The organism is Pseudothioclava nitratireducens, assembly GCF_029210495.1.
Taxonomy (GTDB): Bacteria; Pseudomonadota; Alphaproteobacteria; order Rhodobacterales; family Rhodobacteraceae; genus Pseudothioclava; species Pseudothioclava nitratireducens.
The window spans coordinates 147,420-169,866 of record NZ_JARGDK010000005.1 but is presented as its reverse complement, the minus strand read 5'-3'; the positions used below and the strand labels follow the sequence as shown (position 1 = coordinate 169,866).

The 22,447-nt window shown below is 62.7% G+C and carries 19 protein-coding genes; 8 read left to right on the top strand and 11 right to left on the bottom strand.

Features of this window, described 5'->3' with window-relative positions:
- Positions 1-23: 23 nt before the first annotated feature.
- Both P0X85_RS07910 and otsB read right to left on the bottom strand, forming a co-directional pair.
- A complete protein-coding gene (locus P0X85_RS07910; protein ID WP_275811230.1) occupies positions 24-1,370 on the bottom strand; it encodes an alpha,alpha-trehalose-phosphate synthase (UDP-forming) in 1,347 nt (448 codons plus the stop codon).
- 1 nt (position 1,371) lies between these two features.
- Complete coding sequence (otsB, locus tag P0X85_RS07905; RefSeq protein ID WP_275811227.1) at positions 1,372-2,136, bottom strand: trehalose-phosphatase; 765 nt, start codon at positions 2,134-2,136, stop codon at positions 1,372-1,374.
- Positions 2,137-2,227: 91 nt separating this feature from the next.
- Between otsB and hemH the strand changes: the two genes are divergently transcribed.
- Positions 2,228-3,283, top strand: a complete 1,056-nt coding sequence (gene hemH / locus P0X85_RS07900) for a ferrochelatase (RefSeq protein WP_275811224.1) — start codon at positions 2,228-2,230, stop codon at positions 3,281-3,283.
- Positions 3,284-3,443: 160 nt separating this feature from the next.
- Here hemH and P0X85_RS07895 read toward each other — a convergent pair whose 3' ends face one another.
- Complete coding sequence (locus P0X85_RS07895) at positions 3,444-4,049, bottom strand: L,D-transpeptidase (protein ID WP_420851804.1); 606 nt, start codon at positions 4,047-4,049, stop codon at positions 3,444-3,446.
- Between the two features lie 166 nt (positions 4,050-4,215).
- On the opposite strand from P0X85_RS07895, the gene dalA reads away from it, so the two are divergent.
- Positions 4,216-4,725, top strand: coding sequence for a divisome-associated lipoprotein DalA (gene dalA, locus P0X85_RS07890; protein ID WP_275811221.1), 510 nt, complete (start codon positions 4,216-4,218; stop codon positions 4,723-4,725).
- A gap of 40 nt (positions 4,726-4,765) precedes the next feature.
- Here dalA and P0X85_RS07885 read toward each other — a convergent pair whose 3' ends face one another.
- The 6 genes from P0X85_RS07885 to hslO are packed head-to-tail and all read right to left on the bottom strand — an operon-like array spanning position 4,766 to position 11,261.
- Positions 4,766-5,290 (bottom strand): L,D-transpeptidase family protein, encoded by a 525-nt coding sequence (locus P0X85_RS07885; protein WP_275811218.1) that lies wholly within the window; start codon positions 5,288-5,290, stop codon positions 4,766-4,768.
- 43 nt (positions 5,291-5,333) lie between these two features.
- A complete protein-coding gene (locus P0X85_RS07880; RefSeq protein WP_275811215.1) occupies positions 5,334-6,557 on the bottom strand; it encodes a class I SAM-dependent RNA methyltransferase in 1,224 nt (407 codons plus the stop codon).
- Between the two features lie 52 nt (positions 6,558-6,609).
- Entirely contained in the window at positions 6,610-8,448 is a 1,839-nt protein-coding gene (locus P0X85_RS07875) for an ABC transporter ATP-binding protein (RefSeq protein ID WP_275811212.1), read from the bottom strand.
- A 50-nt stretch (positions 8,449-8,498) separates the two neighbouring features.
- Entirely contained in the window at positions 8,499-9,641 is a 1,143-nt protein-coding gene (locus tag P0X85_RS07870) for a CCA tRNA nucleotidyltransferase (RefSeq protein WP_275811209.1), read from the bottom strand.
- Complete coding sequence (locus P0X85_RS07865) at positions 9,638-10,249, bottom strand: CoA pyrophosphatase (protein WP_275811206.1); 612 nt, start codon at positions 10,247-10,249, stop codon at positions 9,638-9,640. The genes P0X85_RS07870 and P0X85_RS07865 overlap by 4 nt, the downstream gene beginning before the upstream one ends.
- Positions 10,242-11,261 (bottom strand): Hsp33 family molecular chaperone HslO, encoded by a 1,020-nt coding sequence (hslO, locus tag P0X85_RS07860; protein ID WP_275811203.1) that lies wholly within the window; start codon positions 11,259-11,261, stop codon positions 10,242-10,244. The genes P0X85_RS07865 and hslO overlap by 8 nt, the downstream gene beginning before the upstream one ends.
- Before the next feature lie 96 nt (positions 11,262-11,357).
- Between hslO and P0X85_RS07855 the strand changes: the two genes are divergently transcribed.
- The 5 genes from P0X85_RS07855 to P0X85_RS07835 all read left to right on the top strand — a co-directional run bounded on the left by P0X85_RS07855 (position 11,358) and on the right by P0X85_RS07835 (position 19,377).
- On the top strand, positions 11,358-11,801 hold the full coding sequence (locus P0X85_RS07855; protein ID WP_275811200.1) for an NUDIX hydrolase: 444 nt from the start codon (positions 11,358-11,360) through the stop codon (positions 11,799-11,801).
- Positions 11,802-11,969: 168 nt separating this feature from the next.
- Positions 11,970-14,573: an Ig-like domain-containing protein gene (locus P0X85_RS07850; protein WP_275811196.1), complete on the top strand. Its 2,604-nt coding sequence runs from the start codon at positions 11,970-11,972 to the stop codon at positions 14,571-14,573.
- Between the two features lie 13 nt (positions 14,574-14,586).
- Positions 14,587-15,933: a TolC family protein gene (locus P0X85_RS07845; protein WP_275811194.1), complete on the top strand. Its 1,347-nt coding sequence runs from the start codon at positions 14,587-14,589 to the stop codon at positions 15,931-15,933.
- 28 nt (positions 15,934-15,961) lie between these two features.
- Complete coding sequence (locus tag P0X85_RS07840; protein WP_420851803.1) at positions 15,962-18,208, top strand: ATP-binding cassette domain-containing protein; 2,247 nt, start codon at positions 15,962-15,964, stop codon at positions 18,206-18,208.
- Positions 18,205-19,377 (top strand): HlyD family type I secretion periplasmic adaptor subunit, encoded by a 1,173-nt coding sequence (locus P0X85_RS07835; RefSeq protein ID WP_275811192.1) that lies wholly within the window; start codon positions 18,205-18,207, stop codon positions 19,375-19,377. The genes P0X85_RS07840 and P0X85_RS07835 overlap by 4 nt, the downstream gene beginning before the upstream one ends.
- On the opposite strand, the gene P0X85_RS07830 is transcribed toward P0X85_RS07835, so the two are convergent.
- Positions 19,374-20,636, bottom strand: coding sequence for a PP2C family protein-serine/threonine phosphatase (locus P0X85_RS07830; RefSeq protein WP_338030519.1), 1,263 nt, complete (start codon positions 20,634-20,636; stop codon positions 19,374-19,376). The genes P0X85_RS07835 and P0X85_RS07830 overlap by 4 nt on opposite strands.
- A 161-nt stretch (positions 20,637-20,797) precedes the next feature.
- Here P0X85_RS07830 and P0X85_RS07825 point away from each other — a divergent pair, with 161 nt between their 5' ends.
- Positions 20,798-21,127: an Hpt domain-containing protein gene (locus tag P0X85_RS07825; protein ID WP_275811189.1), complete on the top strand. Its 330-nt coding sequence runs from the start codon at positions 20,798-20,800 to the stop codon at positions 21,125-21,127.
- Between the two features lie 5 nt (positions 21,128-21,132).
- On the opposite strand, the gene ilvA is transcribed toward P0X85_RS07825, so the two are convergent.
- Positions 21,133-22,380 (bottom strand): threonine ammonia-lyase IlvA, encoded by a 1,248-nt coding sequence (gene ilvA / locus P0X85_RS07820; RefSeq protein WP_275811185.1) that lies wholly within the window; start codon positions 22,378-22,380, stop codon positions 21,133-21,135.
- Between the last annotated feature and the right edge of the window lie 67 nt (positions 22,381-22,447).

Genomic DNA, 22,447 nt, shown 5'->3' with positions numbered 1-22,447 from the left:
TTTCCGCAGAAATAGGCTCTGTTTTAGCCAAGCGCCGTCAGGTAGCCACGCGACCACCAATGCACATCCTTTTTGCGCAGGGTGGTCATAAGTGCGCTGTAGCGCTCGCGCCGCTCGCCACGCGGCATGGCCAGCGCGGTCAACATCGTCGTGGCCATCTGCTCATGGTCATGCGGGTTCACGATCAGCGCCTCGGGCATTTGCTCGGCCGCGCCCGCGAATTGCGACAGCATAAGCACCCCCGGATCTTCGGGGTTCTGTGCGGCAATGAACTCTTTGGCGACGAGGTTCATCCCGTCCATGAGCGGCGTCACCAAGCCGACATCCGCCGCGCGATAGAGCCCCGCGAGGGTCTCGCGCGGGATGGGGCGGTTAATGAAGCGGATCGGCGCCCATGAAATATCGGCATACCGCCCGTTGATCTGACCAGAGAGATGCTCTGTCTCCTCGCGGATATCGTCATAGGCCTCGACGCCTTCGCGGGTCGGCGGCGAGATCTGCAAAAGCGACACATGGCGATGCCACTCCTCGTGCCGTGCAAGAAATTCACCGAAGGCCCGGAAGCGTTGCGGCACGCCTTTGGTGTAATCGAGCCTGTCCACACCGATCATCAGCCGCCGCTCGGGCTTGACGATGCCAGAGGGCAGCTTGTCGAATTCACGCGCCGCCAGATCAGAAAACTCGCCCGCGTCGATCGCAATCGGAAAGGCCGCAATTCGGCTCTGTCTCGGCGCCAAATGGATAAAGCCGCCCGCCAGTTCCGAGGCTCCGCCGATCTCGACCATGGCCGTGATACAGTTGCGCGCGTCCCGTTCTGCCTGCAACCCGATCAGGTCGTAATGCGCAAGCCATTGACAGATTTCCGACCCGTTTGGCAGAGCTTGCATCGCCAGAGGTGTCGGGAAGGGTGTGTGCAGGAAAAAGCCGATCCGGTTCTGTATCCCCATCTGCCGCAGATCATAGGCGAGAGGCAGCAAGTGAAAATCATGCACCCAGATCCGGTCTTCGGGCGTGATCACATCGGCCAGCATGCGCGCCAGCCGGCGGTTAACAGCCTTGTAGGTCGAGAGAAACTCGGCCCGGATATCCATCAGGTCGGTGCGCCCATGGAAGAGAGGCCAGAGCACCGAGTTCGCGTAACCGTCGTAGTAATTCGCCTGCTCCTCGGGCGTCAGATCGAAGCACAGTCGCTGAAACGCGCCTCCCTCGACGGGCCGGAACTGGTCTTCAGGGGTATCGTTGATCTCGCCCGAAGTGCCGATCCAAAGACCATCGCGGCTTGTGAGCGCATCCCCGACCGCGACGACCAGACCGCCAGACGGGTTCGGACCCATCGGAATTCGGTTCGAAAGACAGATCAGGCGTCCCATCTCATCCCTCCACTGCCGCCGCGAGCCATGCGTGCACGTCTGCGGGCTGCGCAAGCCGGTGGCATGCGGCGCTCTCCCCCTCGCCGATCTTGATGCCAAATCCGCCATTTTCCTGCGCCCAAAGCAAGGCGGGCTCATCCGTGCTGTCATCCCCCAGATAGGCTGGGATGCGGTCTGCGAACTGCGCCTCTTGCCACAGCCGGGCCAGCGCCTTGTCTTTCGAAACGCCTGCCGGACGTAACTCATAGGCCATCTTGGCGGGTTGGACCTCGAATCCGGGGGAGCGCTCCAGCAGGTGATGGACAAAAACAGACACTGTTTCTGCGGATTCCGGCGCGTGACGGTAGTGGATCGCGCCGCCATGAGGTTTGTGCTCGTAGAGCAAACCACGGCTCGCGGCGAAGGCGGCCAGCTCAGATTGTACGAAGGGCAGGCCGGGGATCGCGTGGGCCAAGGGCGGCTCGATGCCGCGCGCTTCGGCTCCGTGCGAGCCGATCATCAGACCATTGAACCCCGTCAGAAATGTCTCCAACTCGTGCAGAGACCGCCCGGAGACCACTGCGAAGGCATCGTCCATCCTCGCCCGGAGCTGGTTCAACCGGCGTGCGAGACCGCTTGGCACCACGATCGCATCCGGTCGCGGAGCAATGTCGACCAGCGTCCCGTCGAAATCGACGAAAACAGCGTGTTTGCGGAGCTCCAGAGGGGGCGGGGCTATACGTTTGGTCGGATGCGGCGAAATATCCATGGGAATAAGGTAAGCCATTCTGTCTCTGTTTCATAGGTCGCATTGACCTATGCGCAAAACGCTATAAGTCGGGGGCAGTTCCACGGAAGCGAAAGACAGGACGATAAGAATGACGAAGAACGCGGCTTCGCGCCTCGCCCATGCCCCCGCTGACCACCCGCCCGTCAAACCCGCCAAGATCGGCCTTCTGGTCGCCAATCTCGGCACGCCCGATGCGACCGACTATTGGTCGATGCGCCGCTACTTGAACGAGTTTCTCTCGGACAAGCGCGTGATCGACTATCCGGCGTGGAAATGGCAGCCGCTCTTGCAACTCATCATCCTGATGAAGCGACCCTTCACGAGCGGCGCGAACTACAAGCTGATCTGGAATGAGGAGGCGAATGAAAGCCCCCTGATGACGATCACCAAGCAACAGGTGACAAAACTCCGCAGCGCCGTCGAGGCACGCTATGGCGCCGAGGTGATCGTGGATTACTGCATGCGCTACGGGAACCCGTCGACCTTCGACGTGGTCGATCGAATGGTCGAGCAAGGCTGCGAGAAGATCCTGTTCCTGCCGCTTTACCCGCAATATGCGGGGGCGACCTCTGCCACGGCGAACGATCAGTTCTTCCGCGCCCTGATGAAGCAAAAACGCCAGCCTGCGGCACGTGTGGCAGCCGAGTATTTCGACCGGCCCAGCTATATCGAAGCGCTGGCAGGCTCGGTCGAGCGTGTCTATTCCACGCTGGACGTGAAGCCCGACGTGCTGGTGGCCTCCTATCATGGGATGCCCAAGCGTTACCTGATGGAAGGTGACCCCTACCATTGCCAATGCCAGAAAACCTCGCGCCTGCTGCGCGAGCGGCTGGGCTGGGAGAAGGGTGCGATCGACACGACTTTCCAGTCGGTCTTTGGCACCGAGGAGTGGCTGCGCCCCTACACGGTCGAGCATGTGGCGGAACTCGCCAAGGCCGGCAAGAAGAACATCGCGGTGATCTCGCCCGCTTTTTCGGCGGATTGCATCGAGACGCTCGAAGAGATCAACGGCGAGATCCGTGAAGCCTTTGAGGAGGCGGGCGGTGAGACCTTCACCTATGTCCCGTGCCTCAATGATGACGACGCGCATATCGCGGCGCTGATGGAAGTGGTCGAGGAAAACCTGCTGGGTTGGATCGCCTGACCCGGGGAGAGGGGGCTGTCTGCCCCCTCTTTGCCTTTGGCAAATTCACCCCCGAGGATACTTGATGCGATTGGAAGCGGGAACGGGCAGAGCCCGGAGCTTGCAGCGCTTCAGATGAAAAAGGCCCCTCGCGGGGCCTTTGTTTTGGCTGCTTGGCGCGTCAGATCAGGAGCACCTGTGTCCCGACCTTCGACATCCCGAACAGCTCCTGGATGTGTTCGTTATAGAGCCCGATGCAGCCGTTCGAGGATTTCCGGCCGATCTTGCGCGTGTCATGGGTGCCGTGAATCCGGTAATACTGCCACGACAGGTAAAGCGCGTGAGTGCCCAGCGGGTTATCGGGGCCCGGCGGGACGTAATCCGGCCATTCCGGGTTGCGTTGTTTCATCGACGGGGTGGGTGCCCAACTCGGGCCTTCCACCTTGCGGATCACTTCGGTGCGGCCGCGGCGCGTCAGTTCTTCGGAAACCGGGACCGAGGTCGGGTAGAGGCGATAGACCGAGCGATCTTCGGACCAGAAATGCAGCGCGCGCGACACGGTATCGACGAGGATCGCGCCATTGGTCAGGTTGCTGAAATAGGGCTGCCAATCGAGAGCGCGGAAGCTTGAGATGTTCCGGCGCATGTTGGTTTGCGCGGTTTCTTCATAGGTTTCCATGCCCAGATCGAGCGCCTGCGACAGTGCGGGCGTTGCAAGGCCAGCGCCAAACAGCGACGCGCTACCAAGGAAGGCGCGGCGGTTGAGACGGGTGCGCGCTTGGGTCATCATACTCTCCATCAGGCCATCAGCCAGTCGCGCGCGTCATACTGTGCCCGGCGCCTTCGTGCAAATCAAACCCGCGTCATGACATGTTTCTCACGCAACTGTGGGTTTGCGTGGCGCATTTCAAGCGTGTAAGGCTCTGGACCGTTATTCAACGGGATGGTGCATCATGCTTCGTGTTCTGACTTTGCTTTCCGCAGCGGTTCTGGCGCTGGCTGCTTGTGAGCCGGCAGGGCCGCAGCTTGGCCCCGACGGCAAGCCACTGCCGCAGCTTTATCGGATCACCTCCCGCGATGCAGAGGTTATCCCGCAGCGCGTGCTCGAATCGGTCAACAGTCTGCGGGCAGCTCGTGGCACGGCGCCACTTGCGCTCAACGATCAGCTGACGGCAGCGGCAGCGGCACATTCTCAGGACATGGCGCGCCAGAACCGTCCGTGGCACTGGGGGTCGGATGGCTCTTCGATGATCGACCGGGCGCGGCGTGCGGGCTATATGGGCCAGGTTTTGGGCGAGAATATCTCTGAGACCTACGAGACCGAGATCGAGACCCTGTCTGCGTGGATGGCGCTTCCCGATACGCGCGATGTGATCCTCAATCCGGCCGCCCGGCAGATGGGCATGGCCTGGTATCAGGAGCCGACCGGCAAGATCTGGTGGACGATGCTGACGGGCAACTGATCGGCAGCCAGACCAAGGGCCCCAACCGGGGCCCTTTGCATTACGGGAAGATGTGGATGACCGTGCCGTTGGCGATCATCGCGTAAATCTCTTCGATTTCCTTGTCTTTCACCGCGATACAGCCAGCGGTCCAATCCTTGCCGCGGCCCTTGTTCTTCTTGGCGCGGCCATGGATGAAGATGTCACCGCCCGGCTTCTTGCCCTGTGCTTCAGCAAATGCCCGGTCCTGCGCGTTCGGATACGAAATCCCAAGCGAGAGGTGATAGGCGGAGTTCGGATTGCGGCGGTCGATGAAATAGGTGCCTTCCGGCGTCTTGCTGTCGCCTTCGAACTGCTTGGGGCCGATCGGGTTGCCGCCCAGACCGATTTTGTAGGTCTTGAGGACCTCGCGGCCTGACAGCAGATACATCCGGCGCTTCGCTTTGAAGACCTGCACTTCGGTCACATGCGGGCCGCTGTAGTGACGGAACTTGCTGGTATCGCCGCAGGCCGTCAGCGCCAGAAGGGCAGTGCCCCCAAGCAAGAGATTTCGGCGGGTGGTGTGGGTCTGCTCGTTGCGTTTCATCTTGCGCTTATCCTAGCGAAAATGGGCCTGTTTGCCCATGCCCCTAATTGCGCCGAAAGCGCGACGCAAGCTCGACATGTGTGGAATAGCGGAACTGGTCCACGACCTCGAGCGCTTCGAGCGTGAACCCTGCTGCGGCAAGGTGTGCGGCGTCGCGCGCAAACGTCACCGGGTTGCAGGAAATATAAACGAGATCATGGCATTGGCTTTGTGCGATCTCTTGAACCTGAGCCTCGGCGCCGGCGCGTGGCGGGTCGATCACGATCGCGTCATAAGCCTTCAACTCGTCGGGCAGAAGCGGGCGGCGGAAGAGGTCCCGCGTCTCGGTCGTGACGCGCTTTAGCCCTTTGGCCTGACGCCATCCTTGATCGAGCGCAGCGAGCATCGCGGCCTCGCCTTCGACGGCATGGACCTCGGCCCCTTCCGCGAGCGGCAGCGAGAAGGTCCCTGACCCCGCGAAGAGGTCCGCCACACGGTTGGCCCCTTGAGTCGCGTTCTGGACAAAGGCAACCAGAGCGGCCTCCCCCTCGGCGGTGGCCTGAAGGAAGGCTCCGGCCGGGGGCGCAACCTTGGCGGTTCCGAACCTTTGCGTGGGCGGGCGCCGCGCCGCAATCGGCTCTCCATTCCACGTCAGGCGCGCCAGATCATGACGCCGCGCCAGCGCCGCGAGTTCTTGGAAAACTGCCGGTATAGGGTCTTTCCCGCCCGTCGCCGCGATATCGAGGCCGGCTTCCGAAACGGTCACTGCAAAGCTGATCTCACCCTTGCGCGAACTGCCGATGGCGGTCGCTTCATGGAGCGCGGGCATGGCGGCCAGTATCTCGGGACGCAGAATCAGGCAGTTCGGCACCTCGATCACGGTGTCAGAAGCGCGCGCGTGAAAGCCGACCAGCGTGCCCTTTTTTGTCCGCCGACCGGAGAAGGTCGCGCGCCGCCGGGAGTGCAGGGGCGAACTGTGCACTGTGATCTCGGGCGCTTCGATCCCACGCGCGCTCAGCGCGTTTCGTACGACTTCGGCCTTCCATGCGGCGGTGAAGGTTTCGGAAGCGTGCTGCATCACGCAGCCCCCGCAGGAGCGATAATGCGGGCAGGGCGCTTTTACCCGGTCAGCCGAAGGTGTCACGATCCGGGGTTGAGCGATGCGCCCATCGACTACCTCGCCGTCCACCACCTCACCGGGCAGCGCCATGGCCACATGCACCGTGCCTTCTGGAGTATGGGCCACGCCGTCAGCGTGAAGGGAGAGGCGTTCAATCGTGAGGGGCATCCGGGTATCCTTTTGGCCTCGGGTAGCAGGCGCGCGCGGCGCTGAAAAGACTCTATTCCGCGGCTTTGGGCTCGTCATCGCACGAGATGAACCCGCCCGACTGACGGTTCCAATAGCGCGCATAGAGCCCGTCTGCTGCCAGCAACTCGGCATGCGACCCGGCCTCGGCTATGCGGCCTTGTTCAAGCACGATGATCCGATCCATCTCGGCAATGGTCGAGAGCCGGTGGGCGATGGCGAGCACGGTCTTGCCCTCCATCACGCGATGGAGCGCGCTCTGGATCGATGCCTCGACCTCGGAGTCGAGCGCGGAAGTCGCCTCATCCAGCACGAGGATCGGTGCGTCCTTGAGGAAAGCCCGGGCGAGCGCGATCCTCTGCCGCTGGCCGCCCGAGAGTTTCACGCCGCGCTCACCCAGAGCCGCGTCATAGCCGCGCTGCCCCTTGTGATCGACAAGGCCGAGGATGAACTCATGCGCTTCGGCGGCTTTCGCGGCGGCGATCATCTCCTCCTCGGTCGCATTCGGGCGGCCATAAAAGATGTTCTCCCGCGCCGAGCGGTTAAACATCGCAGTTTCCTGCGTGACCATCCCGATTTGCCGGCGCAGGCTCTCTTGCGTGACCTTGGCGATGTCGGTGCCGTCGATCAGAACACGGCCTTTTTCGGTGTCATAGAGCCGCAACAGAAGCGCAACGAGGGTCGATTTCCCGGCGCCAGACGCGCCTACGATCCCGATCTTCTCGCCCGGCGCGATGGTCAGGTCGAGCACCTGAACGCCACCAGACTTCTGGCCGTATGCAAAGCTCACATGATCGAAGCGCACCTCGCCCTGCACCGCCCCAAGCGCGACGGCATCGGGTGCATCCACCAACCCATGCGGCGGCGTGAGGGTCTTCATTCCGTCTTCGACCTCGCCGATCGAGCGCCAGATCCCCATCAGTGCCATCGACACCCAGCCTGACATCTGGGCGATGCGGATGGCGACGGTCCCGGCGGCCGCAATGTCCCCGGCGCTTGCGAGCCCGCGCTGCCAGTTCAGAATCGTCAGCCCCACAAGGATCACCGGAAGCAGCCCAGACAGCGCCATCTGCGAGGCGCGATACCAGGTCGAAGTGATGCCGAACTCATAGGCGCGGCGGCGGTAATGCCCCATCGCATCCAGCGCGGCGCGATCCTCATGATCTGCATGGGCGAACAGCTTCACCGTCTTGATATTAGTGATCGTGTCGACGACCTGCCCGGTGACCATCGCGCGCGCCGCCGCGCGCCGCTCGGAACGTCCACGGATATGCGGCAAAAACAGCCGGATCAGCCCGATGTAAAGCGCCAGCCAAACGGCCAGCACCATCACCCCCCAGAGATCAATCGCCGCCAGGACCGCGAAGGACCCGATGACCGAAGAGAGCGCGAAGACTGCCGCGTGGTTGATCTCGGTGACCGAGTCTGCGACCGCCCGCGCCGTCTGCATCTGCTTCTGCGCAATCCGCCCGGCAAAGTCATTGTCGAAATAGGTGACCGACTGCCCCATCGTCCAGCGATGCAGCCGCGAGAGGATTTGCGGCAGCAGTGTCGGCGTCACCAAAAGGTTCGTCGTCGCGGAGGACAGCCCGAACGACAGGGGTCGCAATACGACGTAAAACAGCAAAACCCCTATCAATAGACCCGCATTATCGAAGAAAACGGTCTCGGGGGCCGAGGAAAGCGCTGCGTCGATAACCATGCCGAGGAACACGGCCGAGACAGCCTCGAGAGAGCCGGCGATGCCTGAGAGGAACGCGTCGGTGCCGACTACGGGCCATGCCCCGCGCAAACACCAGCCATAAAACGCGCCAAGGCGATCAGGCGGCGGACCCTCGGCGGGCTTAAAAGGGTTGGGACGCAACAGGCTCATACCCGCGAGCATATAGTGGGCGTGTGAGAAAGGGAAAGCGACGCGATTGGCTAGCCGAGCAATTCTTCGCGCGTGAGGGCGAAGCCCGAGGCGACCCAGCGATCCTCGAGCTTGCGGAGTTCGGCGCCCAAGGCGGCACCTTGCAGGGCGGGCATGAGATCAGCGGGTTTGATCGGAAACACCTGCGCTGCGCCGCGTGCAATCTCGGCTTCCCACGCTGGGGCGAGGGGCGCGCCGAGAGAGGCCGCCAAGACGAGCGCGGCATCGGCAGCCACCGTGACTCCGAACCGGTATCCGGCCTCCTCCAGCGACACCCCTGCCTCCAGCGCCTCGCGGATTCGCGCAAGATGTTTGGCCTCGGCCTTGGAAAGGCGAAGACGCGCTGCGACATCCTCTCCACCAAGCGCCGCGAGCCGTCGCATAGGCTCTGCTCCACCGGATTCCAGATGCACGAACGGTGCAAGCGCGCGCGGATCGGCGCCGGGCAGAACCCGGTTCAGCACACCACTCGCAGCCATGGCCGCGACAGCCGGGGCCGGGTCGGGCGCAGAAAGGAGTTTCTTGATCTCAGCCCCCACACGCTCGCGCGAAAGCGTCTCTATTCCAGCGGAATTTACGGCACAGGCGGCAAGCCCCTCAGGGTCCATCCCGCGTTCCGGGGCGCCATACCAAGCCGTAAACCGAAAGAAGCGGAGAATGCGCAGGTAGTCTTCCTGAATCCGATCTTCCGCATCGCCGACAAAGCGAACATGACGCGCGGCGAGATCTTCAAGCCCGGTCCCCAAGGGGTCAAGAACGGTCCCATCCGAGCGCGCATAGAGCGCGTTCATCGTGAAGTCGCGCCGCGCGGCATCCTCGGCGCGGTCATCGGAAAAAGCGACCGTCGCGTGGCGGCCATGCGTCTCTACATCACGGCGAAAGGTGGTGATCTCATGTGGAATGTGCTCGGCGACGACGGTGACAGTGCCGTGCTCAATGCCCGTGGGAACGGGCTTCAGCCCCGCCGCGTCGGCCAGCTCTATCACGCGTTCCGGGCGCGCGTCGGTAGCGATGTCGATATCCGAGACCGGCTGGCCAAGCGCCGCATTGCGCACGCAGCCGCCCACAAGCAGGGCCTCATGGCCGCCCGCTTCGAGCATGTGCAGAACGGTCTGCACATGGTTCGCCTCGATCCACTCTCCGCTCAGCTTCATCGCGCCTTCCGGTCCGCCTCGATCCGATCCGCCAATGCCCGCAGCATACGCGCAGTTGCGCCCCAGATGTAATAGGGACCGAACGGCGCGACGTAATAGCTGCGCCAGGTGCCGCGCCACCGGCGTTTTTCGACCCTATACCGGCTTAAATCGGTGACGTGGGCGAAGGGGACGGTGAACACCTCCTCGACCTCACCGACCTCCGGGCGTGGGGTGAAAGGGGTGTGAATGCGGGCCAGAACCGGGGTTGCGAGGAAGCCGGTCACCGTCTCATGGGCTTCAAGCGTGCCCAGCACCTCGACATTGTCGGTGGGCAGCCCGATTTCTTCATGCGCTTCGCGCAGCGCAGCAGCAATGGGTCCATCATCGGACGGGTCCACCTTGCCGCCCGGAAAGGCAATCTGGCCGGGATGGTGCTTGAGATGCGAGGCGCGCTTGGTGAGATAGAGGCGCAGGCCCATCTCCGTCGCCTCAAATGCGACCAACACCCCCGCCGGGCGCAGCTTGCGCCCCTCGGGCAGAAAGATGCCGGTATTCAGGTCGTAATCCGACGAGGGCCGCCCCGGTTGCGCCAGAGCGGCCCGAACCGGGGCGAAAAGATCACTCATCCGAGGCCTCTTTTTGCGACCCATCGGGGTTCTTCGTTGCCTCAAATCCCAGTGATGCAGGGTCGAATTCGTAATGCGCGCCGCAGAATTGGCAGTCGGCAGTGACCTTGCCATCCTCGGTCGTCATGTGGCCGATATCCTTGGCCGAATAGATCGAGAGGCTGTCTCGCACCCGATCCGCCGAGCAGGTGCATCCGAACTCGATCCGCTGCGGATCGAAGACCCGGGGGCCCTCTTCGTGGAAGAGACGTACGAGCAACTCGGTCGGCTGGACGGTCGGGCCGATCAGTTCCAGAGCTTCGACGGTGTCCAACAGGTGATTGGCGCGCGACCAGTTCTCGTCATCGTCGCCCTCAAGCAGGTCCGAATGATCCAGCAAGCCGCCCTCACCCGTGCCGCCTTCGGTTGCCACGAAAGGCGAGGCTTTGGGCATCATCTGGAGCATCACGCCACCGGCGCGCCAATGCTCGGCCTGTCCCGGCAGGGCAGAGCGACCGAAGGACAGCTCGAACCGGGTCGGAAGCTGCTCGGATTGCGCGAAATAGGTCTGCGCACAGGCTGAGAGCGAGCCACCCGCGAGGGGCGTGATCCCTTGATAGGGCACGGTGCCCTCGCCTTGGTCAATCAGGATCGCGAAATAGCCGTCACCGATCTGCTGGAACGGATCGGCGGTTTCGTCGAGCCGTTCAGCGTCGAAACTGGCCCAGCCGCGAATACGGGCGGGGGCGCCATCGGCACTGGGTCCATAGTAATCGGTTGCGAGAATCCGGATCGGCCCGGTGCCGCGCACTTGCAGGGACAGCTTCCAGCGCAGCTTGATCGTTTGGCCGATCATTGCCGTGAGCAAGGCGATTTCGGCCACCAGCGCCTCGACCATCGGCGGGTAGTCATGCTGCGAGAGCACCTTTTCCAGCACGCCGTCCAGACGCGCGACCCGGCCCCGGACATCCGAGCGATCAAGTTGGAATGGCAGGACCGTATCGTCCCATGCGATTTGCGAGAGCGTGGACATGTGTCTTCCTTGGGGGTTCGCGCGAGATTTCGGCGTTTCGGGCGCTGGCATACCGTGCCTATATAGGCGGAGCAACCGCAGACCCAAGGGGGCGCCATGATCCGACGCTTTGGCGAGGCCGTGAAACCAGAGCAACGCTACCGCCGCAGGCCCGGTGCCTACGCGGTGCTGATGCGCGAGGGGCAGGTCCTCGTGACCCACCAGTCAGAGCCCAACCCAGAGTTTCAGCTTCCCGGCGGCGGTATCGACCCCGGTGAGAGCGCAATCCGGGCGCTTCACCGGGAGGTCTATGAGGAAACGGGTTGGACAATCTCGTCGGCGCGCCGCATCGGGGCCTATCGCCGTTTTACCTTCATGCCGGAATACGAGATTTGGGCCGAGAAGCTGTGCCATATCTATCTGGCGCGCCCCGTTTTGCGGCGTAGCGCGCCCACGGAACCGGGGCACCGCGACGTCTGGCTCAGCCCCGAAGAGGCGCTGGACCTCTTGGCCAATGCGGGAGATCGGCATTTCCTGCTTGGCGTGCTGCGTGGCAATTAGGCCATAGTCGTGGGATTTTGGTGCAAAAGTATATGTGTGAACCCCATAAATTGACCTTCGATGCCATCAAAGGGCTAGAAATAGCGTTGCCATTTCGTTAACAATTAGGGCAGCAGTTCAAAAAATCGGCACAAAACAAGCCGAGTTAACGTGAGGCGGAGTGGTTCAATGGTAAAGTCGGTTGACTTTGCCGTTCGCGATTATGCGGGCGGTGTGTCGCGTGGTATGGTTGCCGGTGACGGTGCGAGTGATTTCATTCAGGTTGGTGCCGGTGACGAAATCTCTCTGAACCTGCGAAAATACAACATTCTCAAGTATGTGCGCGAAGGCGACGATCTTCAGATCGTTCTGGTCGATGGCCGCGTCATCACGCTGTCGGGCTATTACAGCGCGCCCGAAGGGCAGGAAGCCCAGCTTTACATTTCGGCGGATAATGAAATCTCGGCGGTGACGCTTGAAGATGGCGGCGACGGGGTTCTGTTCGCACAATACGGTGCGGTCGAGGTGATCGGGAAATGGAGCCCGAACGACCAGCTCGCATTCATGGGCGGCGAGGACATTCTCGCGCCGATCGGTGACGACGATACAACCGGGATGGCAGCATTCGCACCGCTGATCGGCGGTCTGGGGACGGCGGGTCTTGCGGGCGCTGGTCTTGTTGGCCTTGGCGTTCTGACGGGTGGCGGCGATGGTGGCGGCTCGGGCGGAGCTCCGGCGATCATCCCGACCGTGGATGAGCCGGACGCGGATTACACCCTCACCACGAATACCGAGGACCCGGCTGCAATCGTAACCGGCACCGGTGAGGCGGGGTCCACCGTGACCGTGACGCTTGGCGATCAGACCGCCGAGACCACCGTTGACGAGGACGGCACCTGGGAAGTCACCTTTGAGGATGACACCTTCCCGTCGGATGGCGACCTGACCGCAATCGTCGATGTGGTCGCGCCCGATGGCACGGAATACACGCTGGACGGCCCCGATTTCCTCATCGACATGACGCCTCCCGAGGTCGCCGTGACCGAGGGCACCCAATCTGTTGGCGATATCGAGAACCTTGTGGATTACGCGGACGGCATCTCGATTTCTGGCACGGGCGAGGCAGGGGCCGCGATCTCGGTCGAGGTCGGCGGGCAGACCGCGACGACCGTGGTTGGTGAGAACGGCACCTGGACCGTTACCTTCACGCAGGATGAGCTTCCGGGCGGCACCTATACCGAAGGCATGGTCATCACCGCGACCGATGTGAATGGCAACGTGACCACGATCACCGATACGCTGGTGGTCGATACCGAGCCGCACCCGATTACCTTCGATGCGGTGACCGGCGACGACATGATCAATAATGCGGACTGGCAGGGCGGCGTTACCGTGACGGGCACCTCGACGCCCGGCGCGACGCTGCAAATCGGGCTGGGTACCGTGACCGTGACCACGCTGGTTGGCGCGGATGGCACCTGGAGCGCTTATTTCTCGGAAAGCCAATTGCCGACGGGCGAAGGGGATTTGACCTTCACGGCCTCGACGGTGGATGGCGCGGGCAACGCGTCGAGCGCAAGCCATACTGTCGCCTATGACACCGTGGTAGAAGACCTGAGTCACGCCACCACGACGCCGAATGCGCAGATTGCGGACGGCATCGTCAACGCCGCGGAAGGCGCGGGTGGCCTCGTGGTCACTGGGACGGTTGAGGCAGGCTCGGTGGTTTCGGTGCAGCTTGGAAACGGGGCGGTGCTTCCGGCCTCGGTGACCGGTGGGACCTGGACCGTGACGATCCCGGCTGGCATGCTGCCGACAACCGAGGTCGCGGGCATGGCTCTCACGGTTTCGGCGACCGACGCGAATGGCAACGTTGCCACGCAGTCGAGCATGGTCGACTTTGATCCGGTTGTGCGCAATTTCACCGTCACCCCGCTGGTCGCAGGCGACAATATCGTCAACGCCAACGAGGCGGCGGCGGGCTTCGAGATTTCGGGCACGGTCGAGGCCGGCTCGCAGGTCGTGGTGCGTCTTGCCAATGGGGCAGAGCAGGTGGTGACCGCCGGGGCCGATGGCCTCTGGTCGGTGAGTTTCGATCAATCCGCGCTTTCCGGGCTGACCGGGTCGATGACGTACACGGTCACGGCGACGGACCTTGCGGGCAACGTTGCGGTGCTTAACGACAACTCCAGCCAGAGCTTCACCTTCGATCTCGACGCGCCCGATGCGCCGATCATCACCGATAAGACCGATGATGGCAGCTCGACCCGCGCGATCTACACCTCCGACAGCGAGGGCGACCACTTCACGGTTTCGACGGTGGGCGCGGACGGGACGGTCTCGACGGTTCTGGACAGCGATCCGATCAGCCTCGGCTCCGAGGATCTCTACGATTTCGGTTCGGGCGGGCGTGTGCCGAATGGCGAGTATCTCGTGGTGACCGATGCGGATGCGGCAGGCAACACCGCCTCGACGCTGCTGGTGGTCGATGGCAACTCGGATGTGACGATCGATCTGGGCCGCGACGGTTTGGAGCAGTTCGATCTGGCCGCGATTGACCTCAGCTATGCGGAGGCGACCCTGACCATCACCGAAGAGCAACTGCTGGCACTTACCGGGCCGGATAATACGATGATCATCAGCGGCGACGCCAATGACAACGTGACCGCGCTGGGTGCACAGGATACCGGGCAGGATGCGGTCATCAACGGTCAGACGCACAGCATCTACACGCTGGGCGATGACGGGGCGAGCCTCATCATCGACGATCAGATCACCCATCTCACGATCTGATCGGAGCCCCGAGATGACCCGGAAAAGCCGCCAAGTGACGCTTTCCCGGGCCTCTGCGGCGGCCCGGGCGATCGTTGCTTTGACGGCGGTCACGACCCTTTCGGGGTGCCTCGACGGCACACCGTTCCCGATCTCCAGATCGGCTTTTTCCAGCGCGTCGGAACCCGTCGCGCTGGGCCCATCCACAAGCGAGAGAACCGCAGAGCAATCGGCCGTGATCGCGGACCTGCGCGCGCGCCGTTCAGTGCTGACAGGGGACGGCCCCTATGCCGAGATCGCACGCGGAGTCATCGACCATTCCGCCGGCACGGCGCAGGCTGATCTGCGGGTGAAACGGCTCACCGCCAAGGCCAAGTCGCGCAACTGGCTGCCCCAGATTGGCCCGACCCTCAGTCTTAGCCGTCTGGGCGACATGGTGGCGCAAATGCTGGTGGAGCAGGTGCTGTTCGACAATGGTGCAAAGCGGGCCGAGCGTGAGTTCGCCGCCGCCGATGTGGAAGTGGCAGCCGTCAATTTGTCGGTCGAGATGAACGATCTGGTGCGGGAAGGTATCGGCCACTATCTCAGCGCGCTGAAGGCCCGCGATCAGGCCGCGGTTGCGGATCGCGCGGTCACGCGGATCACCGACTACGACCGCATCATGCGCATCCGTGTCGAAGGCGGGCTGTCGGACATGTCCGAAGCGCGCGTATTGCGCCAGAAGCTCTCGGAGATGGAGGCCCGCGCGGCCTCGGATCGGGATGCGGCGCGCAGTGCGATTGAACAATTGCAGACCATGACCACGATCTCCGTCGCGGAGTTGAACGGGCTGGACACGATTGCCCTGCCGACAGCACTTCCCGAGGCGCTGGGCGTCAAGCTGGCCGAAGGCGAGCAGGCGCGCGCGATAGCCGAGGCGAAACTGGCCCGCGCGGGACATCTGCCTCGTCTGGCAGCGACCGGCACCATTGGCGAAGGCGGTTCGGATATCGGGCTCACCCTCGGCACCGATCAGCTTTTGGGCTTTGGCACTGGCGATCAACTGGCGGCCATTGCCGCGACCGAAGAGGCGGCCGCCGCGCGGGTCGAGAAAGCCCGCCGCGACAGTCTGAGCAAGGTGACCGAACTGCGCGCGAAACTTACTGCGCTCGAAGCCAAGGACGCCCGCGACGCCGAGGTCACCCGCCAGACCGGCGCGAGCCTCGAAATGTTCACCGAGCAATACCGGATGGGGCGCCGTACCTTGATGGAATTGGTGAATATGTATGAGTCCTATGCTGCCATGGAGCGCGATCAGGTCGGGCTGAAATACGACATTGCTCGGATTAAGCTGGAAATAGCGCGCGAACACGGGATATTGGTGGACGGTAGCCGTATTTAACAAGGTGTAGGGGTCTGTGGGGGACCGTGTGATCGCGTTCGACATCAATGCAGCCCGCGTGAGCGGGGCTGCCGATGGCGTGCTGCCACAGCCAAATGGCCCCATTCAGACCGCGCCACGTCCGCAACCGGGGACACGCGCCAAAGCCCGTGCGGAGCTGGCTGCCGCCTATGCGGGCCTGCTGGGTGCGCAGGTGCCAGCCGCCGATATTCTCGAACAGATGCTCCTCGCCGTCGGCGAGGTCACGGCGGCGGTCACGGGCGATCGTATGGGCGAAGTCCAGCCCGATCACATTGCGGCCGTTCTGCGCGTTGCGGGTATGACGGCGAGCGTCGAGCGCATCGAGCGCCTGACCCCTGGCCAGTGGCCCGCCCTTGCACAGATGACCAACGGGCAGATGGTACTCGTGGTCGGGCAAGAGGGCGAGCGGCTCTTCGTCTATGACAAGACTTGCCCCGATCAGCGCGCCGAAGTGCCGCTCGATGAGTTCGCCCCCTATTTCAGCGGCCAGATCGTGCGCGCCCGGACCACGCTGCGCCAGCTCGAAGAGCGCCACGCCGCCACCGCAGACCGCGCCCATTGGTTCTGGGGTGCGTTTCGGGATCAGCGCCGCGCCTTTGCCGAGGTCGCGCTAGGGTCGCTTTTCGCCAATATCCTCGCTGTCGCCGTCGCGCTGTTCAGCCTTCAGGTCTATGATCGCGTGATCCCGCATAAATCCGAAAGCACGCTTTGGGTGCTGGCCATCGGCGCGCTGCTGGCGCTGGGCATGGAGATGGCGCTGAAACTCGCGCGTTCGGGGCTGATGGACATGGCCGGACGCAAAATCGAACTCTCGGTGCAAAAACTCCTGATGGAGCGGCTTCTTGGCATGAAGGCCGCACCGGGCCGGCGTTCCCCCTCACAGCTTTTCTCGGCTATGCGCGAATTCAGCTCTGTGCGTGAGTTCTTCACCGCCTCCACCATCGGCACGCTGGCCGACATCCCCTTCATCTTCGTCTTCCTCGCCTTGGTGGCGAGCATCGGCGGCAACCTCGTCTGGGTGCTGGTAGTGGGGGCGGTGCTGATGGTGCTGCCCGGATTTCTGTTCCAGAAAAAGATGGTCAAGCTGACACAATCGACGCAGGGTGCCTCTGCGCGGGCGTCAAAGCTCTTGCACGAGGCGATCTACGAGCACGAGACCGTCAACACCCAACGCGGGCAGGACCGGTTCAAGCGGATCTGGGAAGAGTTGACGACGCTTTCGGCCGTCAAATCCTCGGAGCAGCGCAAGCTCGCCTCGGCGCTGACCTACTGGGCGCAGAGCGTGCAGCAGGCGACCTATATCATCGCGGTCGTGATCGGCACCTATAAGGTCTTCGCAGGCGATTTCACGGTGGGGTCGATCATCGCGATCGGCATCCTGACCTCGCGCACCCTCGCGCCGCTGACACAACTCGCGGGCACGATGGCGCGCTGGTCGAACGTGAAGGCCGCGCTCGACGGGCTGGAGGCGATTGCCGATGCAGACCAGACGCAGGCCGAAAGCCGCAGCTACCTGCGCGCCGAACGGATCACGGGTGAATATGAACTGCGCGGGCTGGAATTCCGCTACGATCAGGACGGCGCTGTCATGGTCGACATCGCCGCGCTGCAAATCCCGGCAGGCCAGCGGGTCGCGGTTCTTGGCGCGAACGGGTCGGGCAAGTCGACCCTGCTCAAGCTGCTTGCGGGTGTCTACGAGCCGCAAGGCGGGCGCATCTTGCTGGATGGCGTCGATATCGGACAGCTTCATCCGCGCGATCTGCGCCGGGCGGTCGGCTACCTGTCGCAGGATGTGCGGCTGTTCTCGGGGACGCTGCGCGACAACCTGAACCTGACTCAGCTCGAACGTGACGAGGACCGGCTTTATCAGGCGCTCGATTTCGCGGGGCTTGGACCGTTCGTTCGCAGCCACCCGCGCGGGCTTGATCTGGAACTCCGCGATGGGGGCGAAGGGCTGTCGGTCGGTCAGCGCCAATCCATCGGCTGGGCGCGGCTGTGGTTGCAGGACCCGAGCGTCGTGATTCTCGACGAACCGACGGCGGCGCTCGATACGACGCTGGAAACCACGCTCGTCAGCCGCCTTGACGGATGGCTGCACGGGCGCACCGCGATCATTGCAACGCACCGGGTGCCGATCCTCGCGCTGACCGCGCGGACGCTGATCCTCCAAAACGGGCGCATGGCGGTGGATGGGCCACGCGACGCGGTTCTGGCGCATCTGACCAAGGCCAAAAGCGGGGGGGCGTCGGGATGACGACGATCGACCCGCAGGCGCTCGAGGCGCGGACTCGGCGCATGAGCCTCACGATCTGGCTTGTGGCTGCGACGGTGCTGGTCTTCGTGCTTTGGGCCTCGGTAGCTTGGGTCGATCAAATCGTGCGTGGTCCGGGCGAAATCGTTCCTTCGTCCAAGCCGCAGATTATCCAGAATCTCGAAGGCGGGATTTTGGCCGAGCTTTACGTCAGCGAAGGTGACGTGGTCGAGCCGGGCACCATGCTCGCGCGGCTCTATGGCACGCAATATCAGACGCAAGTGGACGATCTGCGCGCGCAGATCGCGGCGCTCGAAATTCGGCAATTGCGGCTGGAGGCCGAGTTGGCGGGGATCGACGCGTTCGAGGCGAGCGACGCGCAGGCGGCTCTGGTGCCGCACATCGTGGCGTCGGAATCCACGCTGCTGCGCGCGCGGCTTGAGGATTTCGCGGGCCGCAGGCGGGGCGCTGCGAATGTGATGAAGCAGGCCAAGGCCGAGCTCGAACTGCTGGAAAACATGTATGCCAAGGAGGTCGCACCGCTGATCGAGGTGACACGTGCGCGCAAGGTGTTTTCGGATGCGGAGAAGCAGTTCAACGAGATCGTGACGCAGACGGAGCTTGAACGGGCGTCCGAATATTCCGACACGCTCAAGGAGCTGAGCACCCTCCAACAGCAGTTGAAGCTGTCCGAGGATCAGCTTGGCCGCACCACGCTCACCTCGCCGATGCGGGGGATCGTGAACAAGCTGTCGGTGACGACGATTGGCGGTGTGGTGCGCCCGGGCGAGGAGATCCTGCAAATCATTCCGCTGGATGAAGAACTGTTCATCGAGGCGCGGATCGACCCCAAGGACATCGCCAACGTGAAGACCGGACAGGCCGCGACGATCAAGCTTTCGGCCTATGATTACACGATCTATGGCAGCTTGCAGGGCAGTGTGCATTTCATCTCGGCCGATACGTTCAAGGACGAGCGCAAGCCTGATGGCGATCCGCATTATAAGGTTACCCTGCGGGTCGATCTGGCACATCTGACGGAGCGGCAGCGTAATCTTGAGATACGCCCCGGCATGCAGGCGACAGTGGAACTGCATACGGGCGAGAAGACGATTTTGCAGTATCTTCTTAAACCGCTCTATAAGTCGCGTGAAGCGTTGCGTGAGCCTTAATCAACCGCGGTTTTCGCGCCGTGGAATTCGAAGAATACCGCGGAGATATCGTCGGTCAACGCCCCGCCTGCGTGGCTCTCGACATCCCAATAGATCGCATCGAGAAAGCTCGCGCCGCGCAGGCGCGCCGACCGTCGCATCAACCGCGCCAGGCCAAGCTCCCCCAGCATTTCTCCATCCGTTGGAGCGGCTTCTGTCACGCCATCAGAGACCATGAACAGCCGGTCTCCTGGCGCCAGAACCGTGCGAAACGTTTCATATTCCGCGCCAGGCAATAGCCCCACCGGCATCCCGCCATCGCCGAGATATTCGACGTTACCATCGGCTCGTTGCAGGACCGGATGCGGGTGACCGGCCTGCACCATGGCCACCTCCCCAGATATCAGATCGACATCGGCATAGATGAGCGTGAAGTAATTCTCCGTCTGCATCTCATCGAGAACGAGCTGATTCAGGTAGGCGGCCAGTTCCGCCGGATCGCGCCCGTCATAGATACCGTATTCAGTCAGGAACAGCGCGATATTCTGTTCGGGCGACGACCCCGAGAGATACCCCGCAAGCCGGGCGGTCATCAGGGCCGACGTGATCCCGTGGCCCGACACGTCAATCCCATAGAGACCCACGCGCCGCGCATTGATCGGGAAAAACCCGACAAGATCGCCGCCGACATGACCCGAAGGGCGCAACAGCAAGGACACCTCCGCCGCTCCGAAAGAGCGGTGCCGTTCTTTGACAAGGCTTTGCTGGAGTTTTCGCGCCTCGGACAGGTCGCGTTCGATCGCCTCTTGCGCGGAATGAAGGAGACGATTCTTGTCCTTCAGCTCTTTCTCCATGCGCAAGATGCGTTCCCCCGCCGACAGTCGCGCGCGTAATTCCGCGCCATTCACCGGCTTGGCGAGAAAATCATCCGCCCCGCTATCGAGGCCCTCTGCAACGTCATTCTTTTCGGTTTTGGAGGTCAGAAGGATGAAATACCCGTATCCCGCACGCTTCATCTGACGAAAGGCGCGGCAAAAATCGACCCCGCTCATCCCGTCCATCATCCAATCCGACAGCACGATATCGGGCTCGACCTGTTCGCATAGCGCCAGCGCCTCTTCGGCGGAATCAGCCTCCATCACCTCGTAACCCGAGCGCGCGAGCTGCGCCGACAGGATGCGTCGCTGCATCTTGCTGTCGTCGACAACCAGAACCCGGCAAGGCGCGCCGGGGCCGATACGCGCGTTCCTGCGCCGGTCCGTTTCGAGCTTCTTGGCCAACACTGCACACCTATGGGTAACGATCCCCCGAGTCATGCACCGAACACCTTAAGATGCAGTAAAGCAAAGAAGTTCTCGCGGATTAATTCTTCGGCAAGACCTCCGCAATATTCTGGGCCGCGGTGAAGGTATCGGGCCGTTGGGCCATTCTGGAGGTGGACATGATTGACTGGGAACGCGTTGCAGAGTTGCAATCCGAAATCGGGGCAGAGGGATTCGCAGAGGTTGTGGACCTGTTTCTCGATGAGGTCGAGGGTGTCGTGATGCGGCTGGGCGCACGCCCAGACAAGCTGGAGGAAGAATTGCATTTCCTCAAAGGATCGGCGTGGAACCTTGGGTTCCAGAGTTTTGGCGCCATGTGCCAGGAGGGTGAACGAAAGGCCGCGCAGGGCCGCGCCGCAGAGATCGACGTGAAGGCCGTGATTGCCTGTTACGGTGCCTCGAAAGAGGTGTTCATGACCCGCGTGCAAGAGTTTTGTAACGCGGCCTGAACGGCTCAGATCAGAAATTCGGCCAAGGTCTCATCCTCGGTGATGTCGCGATAGGCAAAACCGGCTTTATCGAGTTTGCCGGTCAGGGCCGTAAAGCTCTCGGGCGATTTCGTCTCGATCCCGATCAGGACCGAGCCGAAGTTCCGTGCCGATTTCTTCAAATACTCGAACCGGGCGATATCGTCATCCGGCCCCAGCATTTGCAGAAATTCGCGCAGGGCGCCGGGGCGCTGCGGCATCCGCAGGATGAAGTATTTCTTCAGCCCGGAGAATCGCTGCGCGCGTTCTTTGACCTCTGGCAGCCGCTCGAAATCGAAATTCCCGCCCGAGGTTATGCAAACCACGGTTTTACCGCGGATCTGCTCGGCCAGTTCGGGCAGCACGTCGACCGAGAGCGCGCCGGCGGGCTCCAGCACGATCCCCTCGACGTTGAGCATCTCGAGCATTGTTACGCAAATCCGGTCCTCGGGCGCCCGCAGAATATCCTCGGGCGCGATCCAGTCGAGCCGGGCAAACGGCTCCGCCCCGATCCGCGCGACGGCGGCGCCATCCACGAAGCTGTTCACATGCGAGAGCGTGACCGGCTCCCCGGCCTTAATCGCGGCAGACAGGCTTGCCCCACCGAGCGGCTCCACGAAGCGATAAGCGGTCTGAGGCGCGGTGGCACGCAGATAGCCGGTCACCCCCGCCGCAAGCCCGCCGCCGCCGACAGGGAGCACAAGCAGATCCGGCGCGCGGCCGAGTTGATCGAGGATCTCGACGCCGACCGAGGCTTGCCCTTCGATCACGTCAGGGTCGTCGAAAGGTGCCAGAAAATGCGCCTTGGCGCCGCGGCAAAACTCCTGTGCGGCCGCGAGCGTGTCATCAAAATAGTCGCCGATGAGCCGAATTTCGACCGCATCGCCGCCAAAAGTACGGGTCTTGTCGATCTTTTGCTGCGGCGTGGTGACCGGCATGAAGATCGTACCCTTTACGCCGAAATGGCGGCAGGCAAAGGCCATCCCCTGCGCGTGATTGCCGGCGCTCGCGCAGACGAAATGCCCCGCATCCGGGTCAGTCTCGCGCAGCTTGCGCATCGCGGTGAACGCGCCGCGCAGCTTGTAGGAGCGCACGGGCGTCAAGTCTTCGCGTTTCAGCCAGATATCGGCATCGAACCTTGCTGAGAGATGGTCATTGCGTTGTAGCGGTGTTGGCTCGAACAGGGCGCGCAATGCGCGAGTGGCGGCCTGAGCTTCAAGGGCAAACTGTGTCATGGCCGAGATTTGATCCGCTCGGGGCCACTTTGCAAGCCATTCGAGACGAAAAGCCGCGAAGGCCCAG